At 59.8% G+C, this 17,082-nt stretch carries 15 protein-coding genes and 1 riboswitch; of the genes, 14 read left to right on the top strand and 1 reads right to left on the bottom strand.

From position 1 onward, the window contains the following. Positions 1-1,080: a Gfo/Idh/MocA family protein gene (locus NAP1_RS10275; protein ID WP_007165223.1), complete on the bottom strand. Its 1,080-nt coding sequence runs from the start codon at positions 1,078-1,080 to the stop codon at positions 1-3. A gap of 137 nt (positions 1,081-1,217) precedes the next feature. Between NAP1_RS10275 and NAP1_RS10270 the strand changes: the two genes are divergently transcribed. The 14 genes from NAP1_RS10270 (at position 1,218) to gcvH (ending at position 17,042) form a co-directional block, all read left to right on the top strand. Continuing rightward, the gene (locus NAP1_RS10270; protein WP_007165222.1) at positions 1,218-2,225 is read left to right on the top strand and encodes a metalloregulator ArsR/SmtB family transcription factor; all 1,008 of its coding nucleotides are present in this window, start codon (positions 1,218-1,220) and stop codon (positions 2,223-2,225) included. Continuing rightward, positions 2,222-3,151: a methylenetetrahydrofolate reductase gene (metF, locus tag NAP1_RS10265; RefSeq protein WP_007165221.1), complete on the top strand. Its 930-nt coding sequence runs from the start codon at positions 2,222-2,224 to the stop codon at positions 3,149-3,151. The genes NAP1_RS10270 and metF overlap by 4 nt, the downstream gene beginning before the upstream one ends. Continuing rightward, a complete protein-coding gene (locus NAP1_RS10260; protein ID WP_007165220.1) occupies positions 3,148-4,194 on the top strand; it encodes a homocysteine S-methyltransferase family protein in 1,047 nt (348 codons plus the stop codon). The genes metF and NAP1_RS10260 overlap by 4 nt, the downstream gene beginning before the upstream one ends. A gap of 2 nt (positions 4,195-4,196) precedes the next feature. Further along, positions 4,197-6,812 carry a methionine synthase gene (metH, locus tag NAP1_RS10255; protein WP_007165219.1) on the top strand — a complete coding sequence of 872 codons (2,616 nt, stop codon included), beginning with the start codon at positions 4,197-4,199 and terminating at the stop codon, positions 6,810-6,812. A gap of 252 nt (positions 6,813-7,064) precedes the next feature. Next, positions 7,065-7,487: a curli assembly protein CsgF gene (locus NAP1_RS10250; protein ID WP_040464401.1), complete on the top strand. Its 423-nt coding sequence runs from the start codon at positions 7,065-7,067 to the stop codon at positions 7,485-7,487. Further along, positions 7,487-8,455, top strand: a complete 969-nt coding sequence (locus tag NAP1_RS10245; protein WP_007165217.1) for a CsgG/HfaB family protein — start codon at positions 7,487-7,489, stop codon at positions 8,453-8,455. The genes NAP1_RS10250 and NAP1_RS10245 overlap by 1 nt, the downstream gene beginning before the upstream one ends. A 191-nt stretch (positions 8,456-8,646) precedes the next feature. Continuing rightward, complete coding sequence (locus NAP1_RS10240) at positions 8,647-10,299, top strand: hypothetical protein (protein WP_007165216.1); 1,653 nt, start codon at positions 8,647-8,649, stop codon at positions 10,297-10,299. A 143-nt stretch (positions 10,300-10,442) separates the two neighbouring features. Then, complete coding sequence (locus NAP1_RS10235; protein WP_007165215.1) at positions 10,443-12,143, top strand: Curlin-associated protein; 1,701 nt, start codon at positions 10,443-10,445, stop codon at positions 12,141-12,143. Positions 12,144-12,260: 117 nt separating this feature from the next. Beyond that, positions 12,261-13,268: a hypothetical protein gene (locus NAP1_RS10230; RefSeq protein ID WP_007165214.1), complete on the top strand. Its 1,008-nt coding sequence runs from the start codon at positions 12,261-12,263 to the stop codon at positions 13,266-13,268. Positions 13,269-13,343: 75 nt separating this feature from the next. Continuing rightward, the gene (locus tag NAP1_RS10225; protein ID WP_007165213.1) at positions 13,344-13,982 is read left to right on the top strand and encodes a hypothetical protein; all 639 of its coding nucleotides are present in this window, start codon (positions 13,344-13,346) and stop codon (positions 13,980-13,982) included. A 62-nt stretch (positions 13,983-14,044) separates the two neighbouring features. Then, the gene (locus tag NAP1_RS10220; protein WP_007165212.1) at positions 14,045-14,773 is read left to right on the top strand and encodes a hypothetical protein; all 729 of its coding nucleotides are present in this window, start codon (positions 14,045-14,047) and stop codon (positions 14,771-14,773) included. Positions 14,774-14,784: 11 nt separating this feature from the next. After that, a complete protein-coding gene (gene csgH / locus NAP1_RS10215; RefSeq protein ID WP_007165211.1) occupies positions 14,785-15,150 on the top strand; it encodes a curli-like amyloid fiber formation chaperone CsgH in 366 nt (121 codons plus the stop codon). Positions 15,151-15,259: 109 nt separating this feature from the next. Beyond that, a riboswitch (glycine riboswitch) is annotated at positions 15,260-15,359 on the top strand. Positions 15,360-15,518: 159 nt separating this feature from the next. Then, positions 15,519-16,667: a glycine cleavage system aminomethyltransferase GcvT gene (gene gcvT, locus NAP1_RS10210; protein ID WP_007165210.1), complete on the top strand. Its 1,149-nt coding sequence runs from the start codon at positions 15,519-15,521 to the stop codon at positions 16,665-16,667. 3 nt (positions 16,668-16,670) lie between these two features. After that, positions 16,671-17,042 (top strand): glycine cleavage system protein GcvH, encoded by a 372-nt coding sequence (gene gcvH / locus NAP1_RS10205; protein ID WP_007165209.1) that lies wholly within the window; start codon positions 16,671-16,673, stop codon positions 17,040-17,042. Positions 17,043-17,082 lie beyond the last annotated feature (40 nt).

Here is a 17,082-nt window from a genome sequence, read left to right as displayed (position 1 = left end):
CTAACTCTCGTCTTCGAAATGGATCTCGACCGGAAGGCCGGTGGCAATGCTCTGCTGCGCGGCGGCTCCCATCACGACAGAGCGATAGCCGTCGCGTGCGGAGACAAGCGGCGCGCTACCGCTCACCAAAGCCTCGTGAAAGTCGCGCTGCTGGTAGTAGGTCGCACCGTGGTGATCGCCAGCGGCAAGCGCATCGGGCGGGGTGGCGATGTGCTGGGAGAAAGGCCCCGACTTGTCGCGCGGAGACCAGGTGACAAAGCCGCCGGGAAGCTTGACCTCGAGCTTACCCGTCGGGCCGACTGCGCTGATCTGCTCCTGCTCCTCAGACCCCTCGGCAAACATGCACAGGTCGAGCACTGCGCGCGCTCCGCCTGCGAAGTCGACCAGCACGAAGGCGTTATCGATGATGTCGGGCACTTCACCGTCATAGCGCTCGTCCAGATGGTTCACGTCCTGCGCGCCGCTCGCATAGATGCGTACCGGCTCGTCGCGAAGGATATGGCGCATGAGGTCGAAGAAGTGGCAGCACTTCTCGACCAGCGTGCCGCCGGTGTTGCGGTTAAAGCGGTTCCAGTCGCCGACCTTGACGAGGAAGGGAAAGCGGTGCTCGCGGATCGCGAGCATCTTGATGTCGCCTGCTTGCCCTTCATGGACGCGGCGGATGAAATCGGTGACCGGCGGCATGTAGCGGTATTCAAGCCCGACCCAGAACAGGTTGGGATAATCGCGCGCCTTCTCGAAGAGGACCAGCGCCTCGTCGATGGCGGTGCACATTGGCTTTTCCATGAGCACCGCAAGCCCCGCGTCCATCACAGGGCGAACTACGTCAAAGTGCGTGAAGTTGGGCGAGGCGATGATGACGGCATCTGGCCTCGCCTCGGCAAGCATGGTCGCAGTGTCGCTGAACAGCGAAACATCCTGACCAAGCGTCTTCGCATGGGAAAGCGCGGCATTGCGCGACCCTTCGTCAGGATCGGCGATCGCGACCAGATCGGCGCCCGGCACCAGAGCAAGGTTCGCCATATGCTCGCGGCCCATCATGCCGCAGCCAATGATCGCGTATCGTCTGCTCTCACCCATGGCCGGTGCTCTTGTGCGCGTCGCAAAGGATTGGCAAGCTAGGAAATGCAGGCCGAAGAAGGATTTGACGCAATCACACGGCGCGCGCAATGACTGCATTTACACATATCTAAATATCTTTATATGATAGTCGGGTCATGGCGATCGATACCATCTTCAAGGCCCTTGCCGATCCGACGCGGCTGCGCATTGCGCGGCTGTTGTCGACTATGGAGCTTGCCGTCGGTGAGTTGGCGCAGGTGCTGGGGCAAAGCCAGCCGCGCGTTTCGCGCCATGTTGGCATCCTTTGCGATGCTGGTCTTGCCGAGAGACGTCGTGAGGGCAGCTGGGTGTTCCTGCGATCGACCGGCAGCGGTGACGATGCGGATGCGACCCTAGCTGCGCTGGACCGATTGCTCGCTACGGCAGAGCAGGAGAACCCTGAATTCGCCGCGCAGTGCGATGATGACAGGCGCAAGCTGGCCGCCATCCGCAAGTCGCGCGAAAGCAATGCCGAGGACTACTTCGCGCGCCATGCTGGCGAGTGGGATGAATTGCGCGCGCTTCATACGCCCGATGCGCAGGTCGAGCAGCAGCTTTCGGCGGCCCTTGGCGATGTGCCGCTCGGCGTTGTTCTTGATATTGGAACGGGCACCGGGCGCATGGCGGAGCTGTTCTCAGACGATGCCGAGAGGGTTGTGGCCCTCGACAAGAATGTTGAGATGCTGCGCGTTGCAAGAGCAAAGCTTCAACATCTCCCGGCGGCGCAAATCGAACTCGTGCAAGGCGACTTCACCGCACTCGATTTTGGAGCACAGAGTTTTGATACGGTGCTGCTCCACCAGGTGCTGCACTTTGCGCAGGACCCTGCCTTGCCGCTCGCCGAAGCAGCACGGGTGACCCGGCCCGGCGGACGGATTGCGATTGTCGACTTTGCAGCGCACGATCACGAAGAGCTGCGAAGCCGCTACCAACATGCGCGTCTTGGCTTCAGTGACCGGCAGATGGCAAGGTTGCTTCGCGATGCGGGTTTCTCGCCCAAGGCACCGATCGCGCTCGAAGGTGGCGAACTCGTGGTTAAAATCTGGATCGGCACCCGCCGCAAGCTTCCCGCCGTAACTCACGATCAAAAGACCGATCCTTCCCTCAAAGAAGCAAACTCATGACCCCGACACTCAATCAGCTTCACGAGGCCAAGACAGCGCTTGATGCGCCGCTCTTTTCCGACCTCCCCGGCGATATCGACATCAGCTTCGAATTCTTCCCACCCAAGACCGAGAAGATGGGCGAGACGTTGTGGAGCTCGGTGGCGACCCTCTCGCCGCTTGGTCCGCGTTTTGTGTCGGTCACGTACGGCGCGGGTGGATCGACGCGTGAGCGCACGCACGAACAGGTGGTGCGCATCCAGAACGAAGCGGGCATTCCCGCAGCCGCGCACCTCACCTGCGTCAACGCGACCAAGGAAGAGGTGAACGAAGTCGCCCGCCACTACTGGGAAGAGGGCATCCGCCACATCGTCGCGCTGCGCGGCGATCCACCTGACGGTGCGTCCGCTTACACCCCGCATCCCGGTGGGTATGAGAACGCCGCTGACCTCATCGCCGGGCTAAAGAAGGTCGCCGACTTCGAAATCTCGGTCGCTGCTTACCCGGAAGTCCACCCGGATTCGCCCGATGCGCAGGCCGATATCGAGAACCTCAAAGCCAAATTTGGCGCAGGCGCTGACCGTGCGATCACTCAGTTCTTCTTCGATCCCGAATGCTTCTTCCGCTTCCGCGATGAAGTTGCCGCCGCCGGCATCGAAGCCGAGGTGGTCCCGGGCATTATGCCGGTCATGAGCTTCGCTGCGGTCCAGCGGATGAGCGCGATGTGCGGGACGGCTATCCCCTCGTGGATGGAAGGATTGTTCGACGGGCTCGACGAACGCCCGGCGGCTCGCCAGCTGGTCAGCGCAACCATCGCAGCTGAACTCTGCCGCAAGCTTTATGCAGGCGGCGTTCGACAGTTTCACTTCTACACGCTCAACCGGGCAGAGCTTAGCTACGCGATCTGCCACATGCTCGGAAAGCGTCCTGCAGGAGAAGCCGCATGAACGCGCGCGATAGGCTGAATGAAGCCGCGAAAGAGCGGGTGCTGATCTTCGATGGCGCGTTCGGAACGCAGATACAGGAGCGCAAGCTCACCGAAGAAGACTACGCAGGCGACCTTGGCCTGAAAGCCGATCAGAAGGGTAACAACGATATCCTCGCCCTGACGCGGCCTGACGTGATCAAAGACATCACGCGCAGCTACCTTGATGCAGGCTCGGACGTGGTTTCCACCAACACCTTCTCCGCAAACAGCATCAGCCAGGCCGATTATGCTGCCGAAGACCAGGTCGCTGCGATCAACATTGCAAGCGGCAAGATCGCCCGCGAGCTTGCCGATGAGTATGAGGCCAAGGATGGACGGCCCCGCTTTGTCGCAGGCGCAATAGGCCCGACCAACAAGACCCTCTCGCTCAGCCCCGACGTCGAAGATCCCGGCTTTCGCGAGATTGACTTCGACGAATTGACCGCCGTCTATAAGGAGCAGGCCGCTGCTCTCGTCGAGGGCGGGGTGGACTTTATCTTGATCGAGACGGTGTTCGACACGCTCAACGCCAAGGCAGGGATCATGGCGGTCAAGCAGCTCGAGCAGGAACTCGGCCGCGAAGTGCCGCTGATGATTTCGATGACGCTTACCGATCTGTCTGGCCGCAATCTCTCAGGCCACACTGTCGAGGCGTTCTGGTACGCGGTGCGGCATGCCAAGCCGGTAACGATCGGCCTTAATTGCAGCTTTGGCGCAGACCAGCTGCGTCCGCACATTCAGGCACTTTCCGGCATCGCCGATACCTTGCTGATGGCCTATCCCAATGCCGGCCTTCCCAATGAACTTGGCGAATATGACGAGATCCCTGATACGACAGCGGGGCTGGTGAAGCTTTGGGCGCAGAACGGGCAGGCCAACATCCTTGGCGGATGCTGCGGTTCTTCGCCTGCCCATATCAAGGCGATTGCCGAGGCGGTCGAAGGCCTGCCCCCGCGCGCGGTCCCCACTCCGGAAACCGCCATGCGCCTCTCCGGCCTCGAAGCATTCGTGGTGGCTGCCTGACAATGACCAACCCAAATTCCAGCGCCCGCTTCATCAATATCGGCGAGCGCACCAATGTCACCGGCTCGGCGCGCTTCAAAAAGCTAATCATGGCGGACGATTACGCCACCGCCGTCGAGGTCGCTCGCCAGCAGGTCGAGAACGGCGCGCAGGTGATCGACGTCAACATGGACGAAGGCCTGCTCGACGCCGAAAAGGCGATGACGACCTTCCTCAAGCTGATCGCCGCCGAACCTGACATCGCCCGCGTACCGGTCATGATCGATAGTTCGAAGTGGGATGTGATCGAGGCCGGGCTCAAATGCGTTTCGGGCAAACCGATCGTGAACTCGATCAGCATGAAGGAAGGCGAGGAGCCGTTCCTCGATCAGGCACGCAAATGCATGGCCTATGGCGCGGCAGTCGTGGTCATGGCCTTCGACGAGGTCGGACAGGCCGATACCAAGAACCGCAAGGTCGAGATTTGCAAGCGTGCTTACGACCTTCTGACCGGGATCGGCTTCCCGCCCGAAGACATCATCTTCGACCCCAATATTTTCGCGGTGGCGACCGGCATCGAGGAGCACGACCGCTACGGACTCGACTTCATTGAGGCGGTGCGTGAGATCAAGGCGCAGTGCCCGCATGCGAAGACCAGCGGCGGGCTCTCTAACCTCTCCTTCAGCTTCCGCGGCAACGAGACCGTGCGGCGCGCGATGCACTCGGTGTTTCTTTACCATGCGATCCCGGCAGGGCTCGACATGGCGATCGTCAATGCGGGCCAGCTTGACGTCTACGACACGATCGACCCGGCGCTACGCGATGCTTGCGAGGACGTAATCCTGATGCGCCGCGAGGATGCGACCGAACGTCTCATCGACCTCGCAGAAAGCTACAAGGGCAAGAGCGTAGCCGATGAAAAGGCGGCGGAAGAATGGCGCGGCTGGGAAGTGGAACGCCGTCTAGAACACGCTCTCGTCAAGGGCATCGATGCCTACGTGGTCGAAGACACCGAGGAGGCCCGCGCCGCGCTCGAGGCATCAGGTGGCCGCCCGATCGAGGTGATCGAAGGCCCGCTGATGGACGGGATGAACGTCGTTGGCGACCTTTTCGGTTCAGGCAAGATGTTCCTGCCTCAGGTGGTCAAGTCCGCGCGTGTGATGAAGAAGGCCGTGGCTCACCTCATCCCCTTCATCGAGGCGGAGAAGGAGGAGGGCTCGAAGGCCAAGGGCACTATCATCATGGCGACCGTAAAGGGCGACGTGCACGATATCGGCAAGAACATCGTCGGCGTGGTTCTTCAATGCAACGGCTACGAGGTGGTCGATCTCGGGGTGATGGTGCCTTGGCAGGACATCCTCAAATCAGCGAACGACAACAATGCCGACATGATTGGGCTGTCGGGGCTGATCACGCCTTCGCTCGACGAAATGGTGACCGTTGCCGAGGAAATGCAGCGCGCCGAAATGACCATGCCGCTGCTGATCGGTGGGGCGACCACGAGTAAGGTGCACACCGCGCTCAAGATCGACCCGAACTACGAAGGTCCCGTGATCCACGTCCTCGATGCAAGCCGCGCGGTCGGGGTTGCATCGAAGCTGCTCTCCGACACCCTGCGCGATGATTACGTCACCGAGGTAGCGGACGAGTATACGCATGTGCGCGATGCGCGCGAGGGCAAGGCGGAGAAGCAGCTGCTCCCTCTCGCAGAGGCGCGCGCAAACTATTACGATGCCTACCTGTCGGACAAGCCTGCGCCGCCGCTCAAACCGGGCGTTCATGTCTTCGACGACTGGTCGCTCGAACATTTGCGCGATTACATCGACTGGACGCCGTTCTTCCGCGCATGGGAGTTGCATGGAACCTATCCCAGGATCCTCGACGACGAAGTGGTCGGCGAAAGCGCTCGCAGCCTCAAGGCCGACGCGGATGCCATGCTCGACCGTATCATCGAGGAGAAATGGCTGACCGCGCGCGGTGTATGCGGTTTTTGGCCTTGCGCGCGCGACGGGGACGATGTGACCATCCATCGCGTTCAGCGCGAAGAGCATGTGCGTCTCCCGTTCCTGCGCCAGCAGATCAAGAAGAGCCGCGACCGCGCCAATATGTGCCTTGCCGATTTCATAGACCCGGACGGCGACTGGATCGGCGGCTTTGCGGTCGGCATTCACGGCATCGAGCCGCATTCTGCGCGCTTTCAGGCAGACAAGGACGACTACTCCGACATCCTTCTCAAGGCTTTGGCCGATCGGTTTGCCGAAGCCTTTGCCGAGGCGCTGCACGAGCATGTCCGCAAGGATCTGTGGGGCTATGCACCCGATGAGCAATTCACGAACGAAGCGCTCATCAAGGAGCAGTATCGCGGAATTCGCCCGGCACCGGGTTATCCCGCTTGTCCGGACCATTCGCTCAAGCCGACCCTTTTCGATCTGCTCGAGGCGGAGAAAAATGTCGGCCTCTCACTTACTGAGAGTTTCGCCATGTGGCCCACGGCCGCGGTCAGTGGATTCTACTTTGGCCATCCTGAAGCCCAGTACTTCGGCGTCGCTAAGATAGGCCGCGATCAACTGACGGAATATGCCGAGCGCAGAGGCGTCGACCTTGCCACCGCAGAGCGCTGGCTTCGCCCCAATCTTTAACGGGATCGGGTGCGCGCCACGCGCTCAACAGGTCACGCGTTAACTATTTCACGTCTTTGCAAGGCGTTACGAATTCTCGTGCCAATTAGGTACAGAACCCTAACTGAGCGGTCGGCAAACCGCTGGTTTGCTGGCCATTTCAGCACGATAATGTATTAAACGCCTCGACTTTGGGGGCGACTCACCGTACTAACCCGTACGAGAGTCTTAATTTTTGGTTAGGGCTGTCCGTTAGGACAGAGGGGAAAGACAATGCTACGCATAGTAGCGGTGACACTGGCGCTAGCCGGTTCCGCGATTGCAAGTCCGGCATTTGCGCAGGATCTTGTGCATCAGCCGATCAGCCCGACTTTCGGGGGTAACCCATTCAACTCAGCACACATTCTGGGCACCGCGAACGCTCAGAATGACACGACCAACCCTGATGCGGTTGATCGCAATGACCAGTCGAGCATCTTTGCCCGCCAGCTTGAATCGCGGCTGCTTTCGGCGCTTTCTTCGCAGATTGTCGACGCGATTTTCGGTGACAATCCGCAAGAGCAGGGCACGATCACCTTTGGCGGTCAGACCATCGAATTCTTCCGCGGCCTCGACGAGGTGACGCTGATTATCCGCAACGACGATACGGGCGAAGAGACCCGCATCGTGATCCCTCTGTTTATTGAGGTGAATTGATGCGTTCGTTTGCGAAAATCGGCGTGCTCGCAGCGCTGGCGCTTGGTCTTGGTGGATGTATGTCCATCGGTGAAGACGGGCGCGATTTCCTTCCTGAGACCACAAGTCTCGCTTACTTCCCAAAGAAAACCCAGACGCAAGGTTTGCTGAACCAACTGCCTGCGCCGCAGCGCCAGGTGGCTATCGCTGTTTACGGGTTTACCGACCAGACTGGCCAGTTCCGACCGACCACAACCGGGCAAACGCTATCCCGTGCGGTGACTCAAGGCGCGGGCTCGATCCTGGTCAAGGCGCTTCAGGACGCTGGCAACCGTCAATGGTTCACGGTGGTCGAGCGTGAGCGTCTCGATAACCTTCTTAAAGAGCGCCAGATCATCGGCGAGATGCGTCGCCGCTATCTTGGCGAAGAGCAGGTCGATCCGAGCGCGCTTCCGGCGCTTCTGTTTGCGGGCGTGCTGCTCGAAGGCGGGATTATTGGTTACGACACCAACACCGTCACCGGCGGTGCTGGCGCGGCGTTCCTGGGCATAGGTGCGCGCACCGAATATCGCCAGGACACCGTAACCGTTTACCTGCGCGCCGTGTCGGTGCGCACCGGCGAAGTGCTCACCAACGTTCAGGCCTCCAAGACGATCGCCAGCCAGGCAATCGGTGCGAGCGCCTATCGCTTTGTCGCCTTCCGCGAACTGCTGGAAGCCGAAGCGGGCATCACTTCGAACGAGCCTGACCAGGTCGCCTTGCAGCAGGCGATCGAGAAGGCGGTCTATGGCCTCGTTCTCGAAGGCGTTGATCTGGGACTGTGGCGCTTTGCCGACATGGCAAGCGCCGAAGCCCTGATGAGCACCTATCGCGCTGAGCGCGACGGGATTTACGACGCGGGCGACGTGCAGGACGCCGTCGAACGCGCCGGTTCGCTGACCGCTCTGACGGTCGTGGACAGTGGAGAGGATGACGAAGAAGGCTCGTGATTTAAGCGGGCAACGAAGTCGAGGCGTGCGCAGTCAGTGATTTGAGTGGCGCGCCAACTGGGTCGCATTTGAAAGGAGCCGGGGTGAACCCTCCAGCTCCGTTGAATGAAGCATGAGGTTCTCGCGTTTCGGTGGCAATGGCCGGAGCGCGGGCAAGCAATGACCTCAGACCCAAAACCGGGGGGAATGAAATGAAGAAAACTATTCTTGGCAGCGCGTCTATCTTTGCGCTTGCCCTAACAGCGCCGGCCATGGCGCAAAGCGATCCGCTGGACCGGCCCACGCCGCCATCGTCGCCGACACCCGCACCAGCAACGACTGATTGTCCTCCGGGGGCAAACAACTGTTCGCTCGTCGAGCAGGATGGGACGGGCCTCGTGGTTGAGGTCGATCAGACGGGTAGTGACAACGTTTCGGATATCGACCAGATCAACGGATCATTCGGTGACGGAACGATTGTCGGTGTTGACGTCGATCAGACCGGCACGAACGCTCAATCTTATGTCCTTCAGGATGGGACTGGCCTATCGCCTAACCGCGTATCACGTGCAAATGTCAGCCAAGCGGGTGACGGAGCAGAATCTACCATCCTTCAAGACGGTACGACGAATTTCACCGCAAACGTCACGCAGGATGGTGAAAACGACTCATTCGTTCTGCAGACCGACGGTTTTCTTGCCGGTGGTACTCAGGCGACCATCGATCAGGGCGGCGGCGATCTGAATACTGCTGTCACGGTTCAACTGGGCGGCAACTCGGGACGTGCGACGACCACCCAGACGGGCAATCGCAACAACGCCGAGACTTTTCAGGGCGACACGACCAACAGGTTTGGTTTGCGCTCGACCATCAATCAGACCGGTGACGATAACGATGCATTCGTGAGTCAGAACACGGACGCAGGCGCTTCCGTTTTTCCTAACATTTCGAATGTTCGGATCGACCAGTCGGGTAACGATAATGCTGCATCGATTGTGCAAACCGGCGATCGCGGCGGCCAGGCCAACAACACCTACAATGTCGACCTGGACCAGAACGGCAATGACAACGTCTCAAGGGTGGTGCAGGTGAACGGCTCGAGCGCCACGCCCAGCACGATCCTCGTCACTCAGAATGATGATGGCAACGACAGCTTCGTTGACCAGAGTTCTGGAGAAGGGACAGTAAACGTAACTCAGAACTCGACCGACACATCTGGAATGGTCAGCGGCACTGATCGCTTCAACGTGCTCGACAGTGCGCCAGACGGTTCGAATGATGTCTTTGACTCGGTACGAGCTAACTTCTCTAACGTCGTTCAGTCGGGCGACGGGATCACCGATGCGACCGTGTCTCAGACAGGGTTCGGCAATCGTTCGGACCTGAGGCAGGACAATCCGACTGCCGCAACAACAGCTATTGCAACCGCAACTCAGGAAGCGACGCTGCAAAACTCGGATATTCAGCAGCTTAGCTTTGGATTTATTCAGGTAAGGCAGGGCATCACCGATCCGACCAGCAGCAACAACGACTCGCTGGTCATTCAGGCCGATGACGCCAGCACTGTCTTTGTCGAGCAGCTGAACTCGAACAACATTTCTCAGGTCGAGCAAGCCCTCGGCGGCGGCGGCAATTTTGCCAGTGTGTTCCAGCGCGGTCTCGGCGGTTTCTCAGGCGTCGAGCAAACGGGGAACGGCAACTTTGCCGAGCTGACCCAAGGTGATCTGAGCGAGGACTCGGTGTCGCTCATCGTCCAGAACGGCGACACGAACATCGCGGATGTTGATCAAACCGGTGTCGGCGATTTCTCGTCGGTCTCACAGACCGGAATTGGAAACACCGCTACCGTCAATCAGGGACCTTGATGAAGACATTTGAAAGCCGCGCTCGCACGAGCGCGGCTTTCGCAGTTTGAATTACGGGCCGCGAGGTCCGGGACAACTAGATGGAGCGAAAAGCTCCGCACGTCGCGTCCAAAAAGCTGAAGTAAGAACAAAGGACATAAACGATGAAGAAGCTAGCAATGACGGGGGCATCAATCCTTGCCCTGAGCATGGCCGGAACTGCGATGGCGCAGTCCGTCTCGGCACCTGCCGATCCGCGTACGCCCGATCCGGCGCCGGTTATCGAGGACTGCCCTCCGGGTGCCAATAACTGCTCGATCATCGAGCAGAGCGGCGCGAACAACACCGCGACGCTGACCCAGACCGGTGACGGCAACACGTCGAATATCGAGCAAGATGGTAGCGGGGCCACCGGCAACGCAGCCACCGTGACCCAGTCGGGCAACAATAACGACTCCGACATCGACCAGATCAATGGCTCAGCACGCGGCATCGCTACCGTCACTCAGTCGGGTGACAATGCAGCGTCCACCATCGTCCAAGACAGCGTGGTGCTTGATAACTTCCCGACCCGTGCGACGGTTCAGCAGACCGGTGACGGTGCATCGTCGGTAATCTTCCAGCTCGGCACTCGCAATTCGAGCGTCAGCGTCGTCCAGGACGGCGACAACGACTCCTATGTCGAACAGAGCGTCAACGGCTTCGAGCCGACCGCGACGGTCCGTCAATCGGGTGGCACCGGAAACAATGCGTTCGCAATCCAGGAAGGTGACCGCGTAGATCTTGGTAACGGCAACACCAACGGCAACGGCATCACCCAGAACGGCAACGACAACTTCTCGGATGTCTTCCAACTTGCTGGCAGCCGTTTCGTGACGGCTCAGACCGATCAGGAAGGTGATCGCAACGACTCGATCATCATCCAGAGCAATAACGGCAATGTTGATGCGCGCGTCGACCAGCTTGGCGACGACAACATTTCGTCGATCGTCCAGACCGGTGTCGCTGGCAACGGCATTTTCAACGGCGTGAATGTCGACATCATCCAGAGCGGGAGCGACAACCTCTCGCGCGTCGAACAGAACAACGTGACCACTGGCGCGGATGCGAGCGGCATTCTCGTTGAGCAAAACGAAGACGGCAACGACAGCTTCATCTCGCAATCGTCGGGAACGGGTCGTGCGCAGGTGACGCAAACCTCGACCGACACCTCGGGAATGGTCCTCGGCACTGATGGTCTCGCCATTCTCGACACGACTGATCCACTGAACCCGGTGTTCAACTCGGTTCGTGCGAACTATTCGAACATTGTCCAGGATGGCGCTGAGCGTACCGAAATCACCGTCGATCAGACCGGCTTTGGCAACCGTTCGGATGCACGTCAGACCAACAACAACGCTGGCGGGGACGCGATTGCGTTCGTCACGCAGAACGGTACTGGCAACAATTCCGACATCGACCAGGACGACGCTTCGATGGCGACAGTCCGTCAGGGCGTTACTGGCACAAGTACGGACAACATCTCGTATGTGTTCCAACTGGGCGCTGGCGACATCGCTTTTGTTGACCAGATCGGTGAGAGTAACTTCTCGCAGATCAACCAGAATGGTGCAGGCGGCGGCAACGACGCCAATGTCAATCAGGACGGTGTGTTCAGCGAATCCGGTATCGAACAGACCGGTACGCTCAACGATGCAAACGTGTTCCAGCAGGCGACTTCTGACACGAGCATCTCGGTGATCTTCCAGGATGGCACGTCGAACACCGCTACCGTGACACAGGCGGGCACGGGCGACTTCTCGACCGTCAGCCAGACCGGCACCAGCAACACCGCTACCGTCAATCAGGGCCCTGTGGTCCCTTAATTGGCATGAACATTCTGATGGGGGCGCCTCGGCGTCCCCTTCGGAAAAAAGCTCAGAGCCCCGCGCTCAAAAAGACCGAACGAATTTGGTTTCAACCTGACTCCGTGAGGAAATAGTATGAAAAAGGTAATTCTCGCAGGTGCATCGATCGCCGCACTGACATTCGCCGCCCCGGCCATGGCTCAGAATGCGGGCAATGGTCCTGTTCCGGCGGCTGACGTTCCGGCCGGTTGCCCGGCTGGCGTCAACAATTGCTCGCTCGTAGAGCAGACCGGTGAAGAGAACGATGCAACGGTTGATCAGACCGGCACCGGCAATGTTGCGGATGTAAGCCAGACGGGCACATTCGCTGCTCCCGGCAATCTTGTGACGGTCGATCAAACCGGGACCGAAAACTTCGCTTTCGTTACCCAGGACACGAGCGCGACCAACACTGCTCGAGTTGCGGCAATTGTGGTGCAGGACGGGGTCAATTCACTTGCTGACATCGATCAGGTTGGCAACGAAGCCGGTGGAAGTGCCACCATCGGGCAGAATGCACTCACAGATTTCAGCTTCGCGACCATCGAGCAGACTGGCGCTGTGGGTGGCGGAGCAAACACTGCGACCATTGTCCAGACCGATGGTTTCCTCAATGACGCAGCGATCGTTCAAGGGCGCACGACCGTGTTTACCGATACGATCCGCGGCATCGCACCTGGCACCATTACGGACTCCGACGGCGGCATTGCCACGATCGATCAGATCGGTGACCTGAACTTCGGTTCAGTCGTTCAGGGCGGCACCGATCAGTTTGCGGACATCGACCAGGACAGCAGCGGCGGCGCCACTTTCGGCAACTTCGCTCTCGTAGTTCAGGGTTCGGGTGCACTCAGCGCCGACAACGACGCGCTGGTCAACCAGGACGGTGACGATAACTTCAGCGAGATCTACCAGAATGATCAGGCTGCAGGCGGCAACAACCTTGCAGATGTCGACCAGTTCGGCACCGACGGAAATTTCAGCCGCATCACTCAGAACGGAAGCGACCACCAGGCTTTCGTCACCCAGTATGACGGCAGCTCGTCCTTCGTAACCCAAAGCGGTACCGGCTCGATCGCTACCGTCACGCAGGGCACCCCCTGATAGGCTGTTGAGTTAGGCATGCCGGGCGGGCGGGGGGCTCGTCCGGCATCCCATCAGAGAATGCCAAGGTGTAGTATGACAAAGCGTTCCATCCGATCCACGACGGCAGCAGCGGTACCGCTTCTGCTCGGTGCTGCATTTGTGGCGGTCCCGCTTTCGGCGCAGACCTTCACGCCTGTCGAGACGCCATCGACGAGCAACTTCAACGTCTTTGTCGAACAGATCGGAGAGCGCCACGAAGCGACGATTGAGCAGTCGTCCAACACTCAGACCGCGGAAGTCCGACAAGAAGGCAGCGACAACGAAGCCACGCTTGAGCAGAACGACAATGGCTCGCACATCGCCGTGCTTGGACAGGACGGCGCGGGTAATACGGCCGAAGTGGCTCAGTCGGGCGATGGCGAGGCGGTTGCCAACCTCATTCAGCAGGGCGACAACAACACGATTCTGCTTTCACAGACAGATAACGGCCTGCTGGGAACCGCAGCCGAAATCGCTCAGTCAGGCAATGACAACATGATCGGCCTTGTCCAGGATGGCTCGGACAATCAGGCGCGACTTGTGCAGAATGGAAATAACAATACAATGACCGCATCCCAGCTCAATTCGGGTAACCGGCTTGAGTGGGTGCAGGATGGCTCTGGCCTGTCGGATATGACCGTTGAACAGACGGGCGGCCAGACAATGTTTATCCTGCAAACCAACGGAGGATAGCCCTGACGAACTCGTGTGCCCGGCCTGTCACTTGTCTGGCCCTTTTTGGGCTCGCTCTTGCTATGCCCGGACATGCGCTCGCTCAGGCAAATCCCAACGATGTTCCGCGCGATGAAAGCGCGTTTGTAAATCAGGCTCCCGAACGATCCTCACAGGTTGAGCCTGTGGCACAGCCAGTCCAGCAGATTGGCTCGCCAGTTTACTTCCCGGACCAGATCACCCCGCAATCCGTCGCCGAAGCGCGGGCTCGAGCCGCGCAGGAAGAAGAGTTTGCGCGTCAACGCGCGGCCGCAGCGCAAGGCGAACTCGCGCAGGTATCCAGGGGCGAAGGCGCCCGCGACGTGGATCAGCTGTCCGATGGGCAGTCCGCAGAAGCTCTCGCACAATTGAGCCCGGCAGAACGGCAGGTCCTTCTCGAGGCGGTCGAGGGCACGGATATTTGCGAACAAGCCAACAATATCGAGGCGATCCGCGCGCTTTGCGAAGATCGCATTGAAACGCGCTCAGCCGAATTCGGGCAACGCCGCACTGCCTCTGCCGAAGATACGCTTTTGGGTGGACGTTTCGACAGCGACCGCATCGCGACGCTCGAATCGGCAATCTCGCGGCTCGCTCAAAATACGGGACGTGCACAGAATTTCTCAGACCAAGCCGTTGCATCGGTTGCGCTCAGCCAACAAACGCTGAGCGATGCGCAAGCGACCGCAGCAGAAGGCGATGGCGTCGACGGTCTCTCGCCAGAAACCCAGGCTGTGGTGAACGCAATTGTCACGCAGCTGGGCGGCAATTGAGGCTAGGCTTGATGCGCAATCCGCAAATCCGATTGCTCGCGCTTCTGCCCTTGCTGGCTGTCGGTAGCGTTGCAGGAGCGAAGAGCATGGGAGACCAGGACAGGGCGCTGACGCTTGAGGTGGCGGAACAGGCGGGCAGCGTAGAAATCGAGCTCATCGCCGATTCCGCAACCAGTCAGAAGGTCGACTACAAGCTCAAGCTCACAGGTTCCTCGACCGCTCGCCATGCTGGAAGCACCAGCGTCAATGCCGGCGAGAGGCATGTGCTTTCAAGGCTGAAAACGAGCTTCGCCGAAAGCTGGTGTGCGACCGTTGACGTGACCGAGGCGAACGGAGAGCAATACACGCTTACCGCCGGGGCCTGCGCGCAAGGTTGAAACCCTGATTGCGCACTTTGTGCATAATTATTTGCCCAATGATCAATCCGGCGATTGACGCTTCTTTTCGCATCCGCAACATAGAGCGCGCCTGCCGGGAGTGATTCCGGCGTCTTTCGCGGGAGAGACTGGTCCCGGCTAAGCCCGGATCCGGCGCCGAAGGAGCAACCGCCCCGGAAACTCTCAGGCAAATGGACCGCGAAAAGGCATAGGCACTCTGGAAAGCGCTGCGGACCGCATTGGTTCGTCGCCACCGAAGGGGAATGCTGCGCACTATTGGCCGCGGCTAAGCTCTCAGGTTTACCCGACAGAGGGGGCAGGAACTCGCTTCAATTCGGAGCGTTTGATTGCCTGTTCGGGGACCTGATTTGAGCGAAGAAGAATTGCCTGAGGAAATCCCGTTGGGGACCTTGCCTCTTGATGCGTGGCATCGCGAACGCGGCGCACGCATGGTGCCCTTTGCGGGCTATGAGATGCCGATCCAGTATGAAGGCATCGTCGCCGAGCATGAATGGACGCGAAACAGCGCGAGCCTGTTCGACGTCTCGCATATGGGTCAGCTTGCTCTCAAGTCTCCGCAGGATGATCCCACGCTAGCCGCGCGCGAACTCGAAAAGCTGCTGCCCGGCGCGATCACCAACTTGAAGCCCGGCAAGATGCGCTACTCGTTTCTCCTGACCGAAGCGGGCGGGATCATTGATGACCTGATGGTGACCAACACCGGCCCGCACCTCGCGCTCGTGGTCAATGGGGCTTGCAAGTGGGACGACATCGCTCACCTTCGCGAACATCTTGATGACGACGTAACGCTCACTCACTTCGATGATTTTGCTCTGCTTGCCTTGCAAGGACCGAAGGCCGGAGCTGTGCTTGAGGAGCTGGTCCCCGGGACCGGCGCACTGACCTTTATGACCGCTGGCCTCTTCGAATGGGACGGTGGCCACATCTGGGTCAGCCGCGCTGGCTATACCGGCGAAGACGGTTTCGAGATCGCTGTCCACGAAGACAAGGTTGCTGCCCTTGCTGACGCGCTCGTGGCCGATGAGCGGGTCAAGCCCGCCGGTCTCGGCGCGCGTGACAGCCTTCGCCTTGAAGCCGGTCTTCCGCTCTATGGCCACGATCTGACCACCGACACCGATCCGGTCACTGCAGATCTGACATTCGCGCTGTCGAAGAAGCGCCGCGAGATCGGCGGGTATGCCGGGCACATGGCGGTCGCAGGGCGGCTTGCCGACCTCGAGGCTGGCACGCTCGCCCAGCGCCGCGTGGGCCTGAAACTTGACGGACGTCTGCCGGCACGTGAGGGCGCCGTAGTCTTCCACGGCGACCAGAAAGTCGGAATCGTCACCAGCGGCGGTTTTTCACCGACGCTTGGCCATCCTATCGCCATGGCTTTCGTCGACGCGGTGCTCGCCGCGCCCGGCACCGAATTGGAATGCGAAGTTCGCAACCGCCGCCTTCCGGCATCCGTAACACCAATGCCGTTTGTCCCGCATCGCTACTTCAGGGGAAACTGACCTATGCCGCGCTATTTTACCGATGAACACGAATGGATCGATGTCGAGGGCGAGAGCGCCACGGTTGGCATCACCGACTACGCTCAGGAACAGCTGGGCGATATCGTCTTTGTCGAATTGCCCGACGTCGGCACGATGCTCGACAAGGGCGGCGATGCGGCAGTGGTCGAGAGCGTCAAGGCGGCGAGTGATGTCTACGCTCCGATATCGGGCGAAGTGACCGAGACCAACGGCGCCCTCGAAGAAGACCCTGCGCTCGTCAATTCATCGCCCGAAGAGGAAGGCTGGTTCTTTCGCATGACGATCGGCGACAATTCCGAGCTCGAAGGCCTGATGGATGAAAAGGGCTACAAGGCTTTCGTAGACAGCCTGTGACCGTGTGACCCGAGCCGTTAGGCTCACCTGAGGAATTCCC

This window comes from Erythrobacter sp. NAP1 (assembly GCF_000152865.1).
In the GTDB taxonomy this organism is placed as follows: domain Bacteria; phylum Pseudomonadota; class Alphaproteobacteria; order Sphingomonadales; family Sphingomonadaceae; genus Erythrobacter.
The sequence above is the reverse complement of the archived record's forward strand: the minus strand, read 5'-3'. Positions and strand labels throughout refer to the sequence as shown.